The sequence below is a fragment of the Campylobacter troglodytis genome (genome assembly GCF_006864425.1).
GTDB lineage: Bacteria > Campylobacterota > Campylobacteria > Campylobacterales > Campylobacteraceae > Campylobacter_D > Campylobacter_D troglodytis.
Genome location: NZ_QHLI01000080.1, coordinates 1 through 7394, shown reverse-complemented (window position 1 = coordinate 7394; position 7394 = coordinate 1). Strand labels below are relative to the sequence as shown.

Below are 7394 nucleotides of genomic sequence, written 5' to 3'. Positions count from 1 at the left end.
CTCTTTACGCTCTGTAAAACACTTCACATTTTCAGGCTTTTCAAAGAAAAATACTAACTTTTTGTTTGCATTGTATCCTAGAATTCTAGCCTCTACAAAATGCTTTAAAAAGGCTTTGTTAAGGGCTGATTTTCCAAGTGCGTTCGCCTCGTCTATTTTATTAAAGGCTATGTTGTTAAAGGCTTTCATTTAAAACCCCCTTTACTTCGATGGTGCAGTAAAGCACATTTTCATCGGCTACACTTAAAATTTCAGCGATTAAGGCGTTTGCCTTGTCCTTGCCTACAACTTCTATACCGCCTTTGTAGGCGTTTTGCTTGTCATAGCAAGATATTTCGATTAGTTCTTTCATTTTATCCTCCTTTACCCTGCTAGTTTTTTGTTAAAATAGCCTATTTCACATAAGCTACAAGCGATTTCATATACAAGCTGACGAACTATTAGGGCTACTGTGTAGCTTTGATTGAGATAAATTCCTTTAGTGTCTAAATATAGCAAATCTTCCACAAAGTCTATTTTCTCGTCTTTTTGCATACTAGCTAAAAGCTCGGTTATGCTGCTAAATCCTAAACCATTTGCAAATTCTTTAAGCCACGCTATAACGGCTTCTTGGTGCTTTTCAAAGAATTCATTACATTCGCCGTTCCACATAAAGCCGTTTGTTCCGCTGTCTCTGCCGCATTCGTAAGTGTATTTTAGCCTTTGCATAGCTTCAGCATAGCTTAACCTAGCACATAAATCATTGTTTTGTTTTATGTGCTTGCCTTGTGCTTGCTTTAAAACTGCTTTGAATAAATCTACATTTTCATAAGTGTAAATTTCACTCATTTCGTTTAAAATGCTTCTTTGAATTTTTACTTTCATCTTATCCCCCTTTCATATCGTAATTGTAAAATTTTGTCTCTACGGCGATTTTTGAAAAAATACACCTTTTGCGTTTTGTCTTCAAAGTGTGCAACCAAAATTCCCGCTTTTGCTGAAAGCAAATTTCCTAACACTTTCGCAATGTCTATGGCGTCTTTTAAGCTATATTTGGGAAAGTGCCTTTCCCAGACATATTCGCCGTCTTTGATTGCACCTTTAAAGCTACTATAAAAATTGCCTTTGGCTATATATCCTACATCATAGTAAAATACTTTTTCATAGTAAAATACTTTATTTCGCATTTTAAGCTCCTTTTTTCTTTAAAAACAAAGGTTTCATCATACCTAAGGCGTTAAAATTGAATTTGATTAAGTCCTTGACCTTTTGCCCATCGTTATTATAAAGGCTTATATAAGCACTTTTAAATACCTTATAATCCTTTTCTTGCCCTTGACAAATGTTTCTCTTAGTAAGTATCCAATCTATCGCCTCACCCCTTGTATTGAATAATGGACTATTCATAGTCCATTTTCTGAATTCGCTGTTTGTTTGTGCTTTGTAAAACATTTTTAATCCTTTCTCTTTAAATCACATTGCAAAAAAAGTCTTCTTTGCAAAAGTATGTTCCCTCGTAATGCTCGTGTATGCTTTCATCGCTGATGATATATTCGGCTTCGCATAATTCATCATAGCTTACGCCCTTATTGTAACTTGCCTTAAGCTGTGTAAGATAAATTTCTTTTAGCTCGTTTAGCTCTTCCCTGTTTAATTCCTGCGTTGTTCTCATTCTCTCTCCTTTTTAATTTGCACTAAATAAGCCCATTCCTACGCCTTGTTCATCATAGCTAAAAAGGCTAGGTGTGCTTAATTCTCTTTCTTTTAAGAATTCTTTGAATTCTCTACTCCTTGCAATCTTTCTTAAAATAAAGCCTTCTTTGTCGTTTAAGCTGTTTAAAAAACACTCAACCTTTATTTTAAGAATGTTTTGTGCGTTTTGCTTTTGCTGTTGTTGTGTAAAAATCATTTTACGCTCCTTAATTTTGTTTCAAAATTTTTTAATCTCTTATAAAATCTGTAAATCTTAATACATTCAATTAAGGTGTAAATATCAAGTTTTATGATTTTATTAAGATTATTTCTTTTGTTGATAACCTCTAAATAACACATTGTAACCCCCTTAAGCACTTTGTAAAGCTGATAAAGCTTCGTTTCTTTCATAGCTTCTTATAAAGCGTTTAATGGCTGGCAAGTCTTTGTCGCTTAAATTTGTAAGTTGATTGACAAACTCTGTTATTTTGTCTTTTAAGCCTTGAAAAAAGTTATAATCTAATCTTATATTTCTTTCTAAACTCACCACAAACTCTAAAAGCTCCCTTTCTTGCTTGTCCCCTAAATTCTCATAAAGTCCGCCCCTTGCTACAATGTCCTTGTAGCATTCATAACGGGCTTTCTTAATCCTTTCTTTCAAGTTTTTGTTTAAGCTTCTTTGCTTAATAAGCGTTCTTTCTGCATAATTCATTTTTTCCCTCCTTAAATATAGCCTTGTTTTAAAAATAGCCTTAATGCAGTTTTTCTTCCTGTTTCGGGGTCAAGTCCTGCACTTTCGCAAATTTCATTAAAGACCCTTAAAATTCTTTGTTAAGAATTTGACCTCGTCTTCGCTTAAATCCGTTAGGTAACAAGAAAAAATATCTTGTCCCTCCTGTAACTCTAAATCACTTAATAAATTTTCGTCAAGCTGCAAAGCTTCGTTACATAAAACAAAGTTTTTGCCCTTAAGAAAATTAACCGCTCCTGTGTAACTAATGAACCTTTTTTGTTTCATTGTCAAGCTTCCCCCTTTCTTTTTTTATTTATATAATTATAACATAACTTAACAAAAAAATACCAAAAAACAACCAAAATCCAAACCCTTTTCCCCCCTTTTTTGTGGGCGTAGCCCACAACAAGCACACGAAGTGTGCCGATAAATCAATGGAGTGCGTAGCACGATACAATAACGGGGGCGTTGCGGGGGTGTCCCCCGCTTTAAGCGTAAGCGTTTTTTTCAAAGACCGCAGGGCTTTGAAAACACAATTAAGACAAGCGTAGCTTGGCTTAATGTGCAAAACAAACAAAAAAGCCAAAGGCTAGAGAGCAAAAGGAAAAAAGCAAAAAATTAACAACACTAAAAAGTTGGATAAAAAGCAAAAAGAGGATATTTAAAGCGAATTGATTAAAGCAGTTTTAAATTCATCAAAACTCTCAATTTGTTTTTGTAGTTTCTTGTTTTCATTGATAAGTTCGGTAATTTCATTTTCTAATTTAGAGTATTCTTCATAATCGTTTTGATACAAATCATAAGCATTAGCCCTTATATGTGTATTTAAAAGCAATTCAGTATATACAGGATAATTATTCAAAATCTCCCACGCATAAAATGTTTTCAAAGGGATATTGTAAAAGTGAGCAAATTCCTCTTTACTCAGCTTAGTTTCTAAGAGTTTTGCATTAAAAATTTCCCTATTGACAATTTTACATTCTTTTTTTGACCGTCTCATTTTAAATCCTTCTTATTTATTGATAGGTAATTATACCATATTTTTAATTAATTTATAAATAAAAAAATACAATTTTTTTTATAAAAAGTGGATAAAAATTAATAAAAATATATTATAATAACTTCGAATTTTTTTAGAAAGGACTTAACTATGAAAACATTACAAAAGTTAAGAGTTGGCACTTTATTAAGTGTTTGTGTAAGCTTAGTAGGCTTATTTTTTATTTCTTGTGGTAGTGAAACACCAGAATCTTTAATAAAGAAAAAATTTCCTAATGAGACTATTTTAAGCGAAGAAGAGGCTAAGGCAGAATTTGGTTTTATAGGTAATAAAGAATGTAATCCTGATGGTTCTATTAGGGACGGACTTCTTTATTATTTTATTAAAGATAAAGAGGGGGTTATATCAGTAATTCCTCTTTATACAAAATTGTATTTTACAGGTAAAGACACGAAAGAGAAAATAGAAAAATTTATGAATACTGATGAGAAAATGCTTAAATGGACACCTTCAGCTCTTAAGGAAAGATACTCTCAGTGTTTTCAATAAATTTAACTCTTTATTGAGTAAGTTCATCTTGCTCTAATAAAGAGTTAAATTTTATCCTTGTCAAGTTTGTTTAAAATATTTCTATATCCTTGCCTTACGCCTCTTCCCACTGCTTTAAATCCGTCTTTTGAAACTGTCCCCGCAGAAGCTATACTTGCGGCTGAGCTTGCAAAATTACCGACTTTTTGTCCTACGCTATCGCCACTTAAAGCAGTTTTTCCAGCATTTAATAAATTACCACCCATAGCTTTCATAGGATTAAGTGCTGATGTTTTTGCAAATGAACCTACTGCTGAACCAGCAGTTTTTGCTAGTCCTATTGCTCCACCCATTCCTACACCTTGATTACCTACTGCTAATAATTCACTTATCCAAGTAGGCATTTTAGAAAGCATAGTTATAGCTAAAACGGCTAATAATAAACCTGTTAATGAAAAGGTAAAAACTTGTTGAGTCATTGTTATAAAATTACTAGAATTAATTTTAGCAGGATTTGCGGCTAATATTTGAATAGCTAAAGATGATAAAGGCACATACATAGTGATACCTATGTAGGATTTTAACCAAGCAAAAAAGATACTCTTTGTTTGTGGTATAAGAAGTAAAAAGATAACAAGAGGAGCAAAGCATTGATAAATCCCTGTTAGAAATATAGAATAAACTTGAATCACTATTACTGCTAAAATCACTGCAAGAGCTATTAAAATATAGAACAGATATATTGAAACAATGGCAAAAGCAAATGGAATACCTGCTAAGTATTCAGTTCCAAATATCCAATCTATTTTTTCAGTAAAGCTACCATAAAATTGTGTAAAAATATTAAATGTTTCCATAAAAGGCTCAGCAAAAACCTTTTGTAATGCTTGTTGAGTTGAAGATTGACCTCCAAATATTGATTGCATTAGATGAGAGGGTAATTGAAACATACTCATAACTTCATTAAAGGCTGTTTTAGAGCTTAAAATAGCATACACAATGGCAAATATAACCACAAAGATAACCGCTTTGTATATCTCCTCTTTTGATATTTCTCCACCATTTCGCATAAGTTTAATAAGCCAAATACATACTATTAAAGCAATAAGAGTGTAAATGACTGCACTATTCATAAAATCACTCATCTTTTTCCACGCCGCTCCTACTACTTTTCCTGTTACATTTTGTGTTAAAGACATTACACTATCAAAAGAATTTGAAACAAAGGCTTTAGTATCTTTCAATATTTCGTCTGACCATTGAGCTATTTCGTTTCTATCTTTATTTTCGCCGTCATTTTTTGCACCATAAGCATTAGAGCTTATAAACATTGTTAAAATCGCAAATATCATTAATATTTTTTTCATCATTGTATCCTTTGTGTGTAAGTTTTTTTAATGGCTTGTGTTTTACTTATAGGTATGCTTTGACTTGTCAGTTCTATTTTCACTTCTTTTCCATTAATTACCTTTGTGATAATCTTTTTTTCCTCTTTAAAGATATTTTCTTCTTCATTTTCTAATTCCACAGTATTCATTTTATTTTTATCCTTTTCGTTTATTTCTTGTTCGTTTGGCTTAACTTTTGTTTCTTCAACACTCACATTTAAAAAATTTAAAAAGTTAAATAAGCTTCCTATCATCTTTTAAATCCCTTAAATATTCTATCAATTAACCTATAAAAATAATAGTATGTTAATATCTTTCTTATATTTTTATAAGATATTAATGATTTTAAAAAACTAATTATTTTCATAGTTTATAACCTTTATAAAATCTTGTTTTTGTTCTAGTAAAAAATAAGTATTTAATGATTTATTAATTTGTTTTTTTCTATGTTCTTTATCTTTATTTTCAATGATTTTTAATATATCTTTACCATAAGGATTACCTTGTTTTAATCCATTATAACAAGTAATGCCCTTTTCAGTTACTCCATATAAATCAAAGCATTTTCTTAAAATCATAGCTCCTACAAAAATATTTACTCTTGGCTTTTGCAGTAAATCTTTTTGACTTATTCCATATTCTTTTTCTAACCTTTTAAGGTGCATAGAATTAATTTGCATAATGCCTATGTCATAAGTGCCGTTTTTATTAGGCTTACTTATTATGTTTGAGGTGTGTCTGCTTTCTTTATAAGCGATAGCCCACAAAATTCTTGCATCAAGTTTAAATGCCTTACTTGCATCAATAAAATCATTAGCATTTAAAACATTTATACAAAAGGCTAGAAAAAGGGGGAAAAGTTTAAGCATTCTTATCCTTTTTTTCTAATTCTCTTTGATAAACTTTTAAAATCCACCTTTCACCAAATTCACGCTCAGCTTTTTCTACTGCTTGCATAATTTCAGCGACATTTGCAACGCTTTTTTCTTGGCTTTTAGTTCTTTTCATTTTTCAACTCTTTTTATTTTTGTAAAAAAGCTTTTGCTTGGCTTTTTTGAAGTTCCTTTTGAGCTTTTTTTTGAGCTAATAATTCTTTTCTTAATTTAGCTCTTTGTAAAGCTTGTGCCTTTTTAATGGCTTTTTTTTCTTTTTCTCTTTTTTCTTTTTGAGCTTGTGAATGATAAAGCTTCACTAAGTCTTGCACAGTGCTTGTCCATAGTGGTTCGGTGCTTGGATTGTATGCATATGTCATCATTGTCTTTTCCTTTCATATATTAAAAGGGTATAAAGCCCTTTTTAAAATATCTCTTGCGTATTTTCTACAAGCTCTTCATTGATAGCATTGATTTGCTCTACTTCTTGTGGTGGATTTGTAGAAATAACTTGCTCTTCTTTTTCTTTTGGTTTTAAGAAGTAAAATTTCTTTACCTCTACCATAAAAGAAGTTCTTGTTTTACCATTTTCATCTTGGTAAGTATTTGTTCTTAATTTACCTTCAAGCAAAAATTTATCGCCTTTTTTGAAATACTGTGCGGCTATTTTAGCGTTATTGCCAAAGATTTGAATAGGTATCCACTCTGTTCTTTCCTTTGTGATTTTGTTTCCTTGTTTATCTATAAAGGTTCTTTTTTCACTTGAGGCTATTGAGTTTTTTGCGACAATAAACTCTTCGCCATTATCTTTTCGAGTGTGAATTTCTACCTCAAAGTCTCTGCCTAAGTGTCCTAATACTTCATAATGATTCATTTTTAATCCTTTCTAGTTTTTTGATATTTTTTTTATAGTTTTTAATTAGTTTTTAAATCTTTTTTTTACATTTTAAACTCCTTATTTTTTATTTGTTGTTTTATTGTATTTTGCTATAAAATCACTGCATATTTTCATATTTGTTTTAGGCGATTGATACTTTTAGCTGATATAATTACGGCTGAAAGGTTGGTAAAATCGATGTTAAACAAGTATATATTTTTGTCGCACATTTCGGAGCGAAAATTTCGGCAAATTTTGGAGTGCTTTTGTGCTGATATTTGCGTGAGCAAAATCGCCGTTTTGTGTAAGGTTTCTCGTCCTTGTG

General features: G+C 31.2%; 17 protein-coding genes. 1 reads left to right on the top strand and 16 read right to left on the bottom strand.

Annotated features, from left to right (window positions below):
- The 10 genes from DMC01_RS11475 to DMC01_RS11435 all read right to left on the bottom strand — a co-directional run.
- Window positions 1–189 (bottom strand): hypothetical protein (locus tag DMC01_RS11475; protein ID WP_142694345.1); only part of this gene is annotated, 189 nt, incomplete at its 3' end.
- The gene (locus DMC01_RS13825) at window positions 176–352 is read right to left on the bottom strand and encodes a hypothetical protein (protein WP_185908909.1); all 177 of its coding nucleotides are present in this window, start codon (window positions 350–352) and stop codon (window positions 176–178) included. The genes DMC01_RS11475 and DMC01_RS13825, both read right to left, overlap by 14 nt.
- 11 nt (window positions 353–363) lie before the next feature.
- A complete protein-coding gene (locus tag DMC01_RS11470; protein WP_142694344.1) occupies window positions 364–864 on the bottom strand; it encodes a hypothetical protein in 501 nt (166 codons plus the stop codon).
- The gene (locus DMC01_RS11465; protein WP_142694343.1) at window positions 861–1166 is read right to left on the bottom strand and encodes a hypothetical protein; all 306 of its coding nucleotides are present in this window, start codon (window positions 1164–1166) and stop codon (window positions 861–863) included. The genes DMC01_RS11470 and DMC01_RS11465 overlap by 4 nt, the downstream gene beginning before the upstream one ends.
- A 1-nt stretch (window position 1167) precedes the next feature.
- Window positions 1168–1431 (bottom strand): hypothetical protein, encoded by a 264-nt coding sequence (locus tag DMC01_RS11460; protein WP_142694342.1) that lies wholly within the window; start codon window positions 1429–1431, stop codon window positions 1168–1170.
- A gap of 16 nt (window positions 1432–1447) precedes the next feature.
- Window positions 1448–1651 (bottom strand): hypothetical protein, encoded by a 204-nt coding sequence (locus DMC01_RS11455; protein WP_142694341.1) that lies wholly within the window; start codon window positions 1649–1651, stop codon window positions 1448–1450.
- A 12-nt stretch (window positions 1652–1663) separates the two neighbouring features.
- Window positions 1664–1888: a hypothetical protein gene (locus tag DMC01_RS11450; protein WP_142694340.1), complete on the bottom strand. Its 225-nt coding sequence runs from the start codon at window positions 1886–1888 to the stop codon at window positions 1664–1666.
- A 153-nt stretch (window positions 1889–2041) separates the two neighbouring features.
- Complete coding sequence (locus tag DMC01_RS11445) at window positions 2042–2383, bottom strand: hypothetical protein (RefSeq protein ID WP_142694339.1); 342 nt, start codon at window positions 2381–2383, stop codon at window positions 2042–2044.
- A 96-nt stretch (window positions 2384–2479) separates the two neighbouring features.
- On the bottom strand, window positions 2480–2689 hold the full coding sequence (locus DMC01_RS11440) for a hypothetical protein (protein WP_142694338.1): 210 nt from the start codon (window positions 2687–2689) through the stop codon (window positions 2480–2482).
- Window positions 2690–3065: 376 nt separating this feature from the next.
- A complete protein-coding gene (locus DMC01_RS11435) occupies window positions 3066–3404 on the bottom strand; it encodes a hypothetical protein (RefSeq protein ID WP_142694337.1) in 339 nt (112 codons plus the stop codon).
- A 150-nt stretch (window positions 3405–3554) separates the two neighbouring features.
- On the opposite strand from DMC01_RS11435, the gene DMC01_RS11430 reads away from it, so the two are divergent.
- Entirely contained in the window at window positions 3555–3953 is a 399-nt protein-coding gene (locus DMC01_RS11430; RefSeq protein ID WP_142694336.1) for a hypothetical protein, read from the top strand.
- 44 nt (window positions 3954–3997) lie between these two features.
- Here the strand turns inward: DMC01_RS11430 and DMC01_RS11425 are convergent, their stop codons facing one another.
- The 6 genes from DMC01_RS11425 to DMC01_RS11405 all read right to left on the bottom strand — a co-directional run bounded on the left by DMC01_RS11425 (window position 3998) and on the right by DMC01_RS11405 (window position 7066).
- On the bottom strand, window positions 3998–5299 hold the full coding sequence (locus tag DMC01_RS11425) for a type IV secretion system protein (RefSeq protein ID WP_185908908.1): 1302 nt from the start codon (window positions 5297–5299) through the stop codon (window positions 3998–4000).
- The gene (locus tag DMC01_RS11420; protein ID WP_142694334.1) at window positions 5299–5574 is read right to left on the bottom strand and encodes a hypothetical protein; all 276 of its coding nucleotides are present in this window, start codon (window positions 5572–5574) and stop codon (window positions 5299–5301) included. Before DMC01_RS11420 ends, DMC01_RS11425 begins: the two co-directional genes overlap by 1 nt.
- Window positions 5575–5673: 99 nt before the next feature.
- Window positions 5674–6189, bottom strand: a complete 516-nt coding sequence (locus DMC01_RS11415; protein WP_142694333.1) for a lytic transglycosylase domain-containing protein — start codon at window positions 6187–6189, stop codon at window positions 5674–5676.
- Entirely contained in the window at window positions 6182–6328 is a 147-nt protein-coding gene (locus DMC01_RS13820; protein ID WP_185908907.1) for a hypothetical protein, read from the bottom strand. Before DMC01_RS13820 ends, DMC01_RS11415 begins: the two co-directional genes overlap by 8 nt.
- Window positions 6329–6341: 13 nt before the next feature.
- Entirely contained in the window at window positions 6342–6575 is a 234-nt protein-coding gene (locus DMC01_RS11410) for a hypothetical protein (protein ID WP_142694332.1), read from the bottom strand.
- Window positions 6576–6616: 41 nt separating this feature from the next.
- The gene (locus tag DMC01_RS11405) at window positions 6617–7066 is read right to left on the bottom strand and encodes a single-stranded DNA-binding protein (RefSeq protein ID WP_246059211.1); all 450 of its coding nucleotides are present in this window, start codon (window positions 7064–7066) and stop codon (window positions 6617–6619) included.
- Between the last annotated feature and the right edge of the window lie 328 nt (window positions 7067–7394).

Coding starts and splice junctions, on each gene's coding strand:
- DMC01_RS13825 (WP_185908909.1), bottom strand. CDS start 352: ATGAAAGAACTAATCGAAATATCTTGCTATGACAAGCAAAACGCCTAC.
- DMC01_RS11470 (WP_142694344.1), bottom strand. CDS start 864: ATGAAAGTAAAAATTCAAAGAAGCATTTTAAACGAAATGAGTGAAATT.
- DMC01_RS11465 (WP_142694343.1), bottom strand. CDS start 1,166: ATGCGAAATAAAGTATTTTACTATGAAAAAGTATTTTACTATGATGTA.
- DMC01_RS11460 (WP_142694342.1), bottom strand. CDS start 1,431: ATGTTTTACAAAGCACAAACAAACAGCGAATTCAGAAAATGGACTATG.
- DMC01_RS11455 (WP_142694341.1), bottom strand. CDS start 1,651: ATGAGAACAACGCAGGAATTAAACAGGGAAGAGCTAAACGAGCTAAAA.
- DMC01_RS11450 (WP_142694340.1), bottom strand. CDS start 1,888: ATGATTTTTACACAACAACAGCAAAAGCAAAACGCACAAAACATTCTT.
- DMC01_RS11445 (WP_142694339.1), bottom strand. CDS start 2,383: ATGAATTATGCAGAAAGAACGCTTATTAAGCAAAGAAGCTTAAACAAA.
- DMC01_RS11440 (WP_142694338.1), bottom strand. CDS start 2,689: ATGAAACAAAAAAGGTTCATTAGTTACACAGGAGCGGTTAATTTTCTT.
- DMC01_RS11435 (WP_142694337.1), bottom strand. CDS start 3,404: ATGAGACGGTCAAAAAAAGAATGTAAAATTGTCAATAGGGAAATTTTT.
- DMC01_RS11430 (WP_142694336.1), top strand. CDS start 3,555: ATGAAAACATTACAAAAGTTAAGAGTTGGCACTTTATTAAGTGTTTGT.
- DMC01_RS11425 (WP_185908908.1), bottom strand. CDS start 5,299: ATGAAAAAAATATTAATGATATTTGCGATTTTAACAATGTTTATAAGC.
- DMC01_RS11420 (WP_142694334.1), bottom strand. CDS start 5,574: ATGATAGGAAGCTTATTTAACTTTTTAAATTTTTTAAATGTGAGTGTT.
- DMC01_RS11415 (WP_142694333.1), bottom strand. CDS start 6,189: ATGCTTAAACTTTTCCCCCTTTTTCTAGCCTTTTGTATAAATGTTTTA.
- DMC01_RS13820 (WP_185908907.1), bottom strand. CDS start 6,328: ATGAAAAGAACTAAAAGCCAAGAAAAAAGCGTTGCAAATGTCGCTGAA.
- DMC01_RS11410 (WP_142694332.1), bottom strand. CDS start 6,575: ATGATGACATATGCATACAATCCAAGCACCGAACCACTATGGACAAGC.
- DMC01_RS11405 (WP_246059211.1), bottom strand. CDS start 7,066: ATGAATCATTATGAAGTATTAGGACACTTAGGCAGAGACTTTGAGGTA.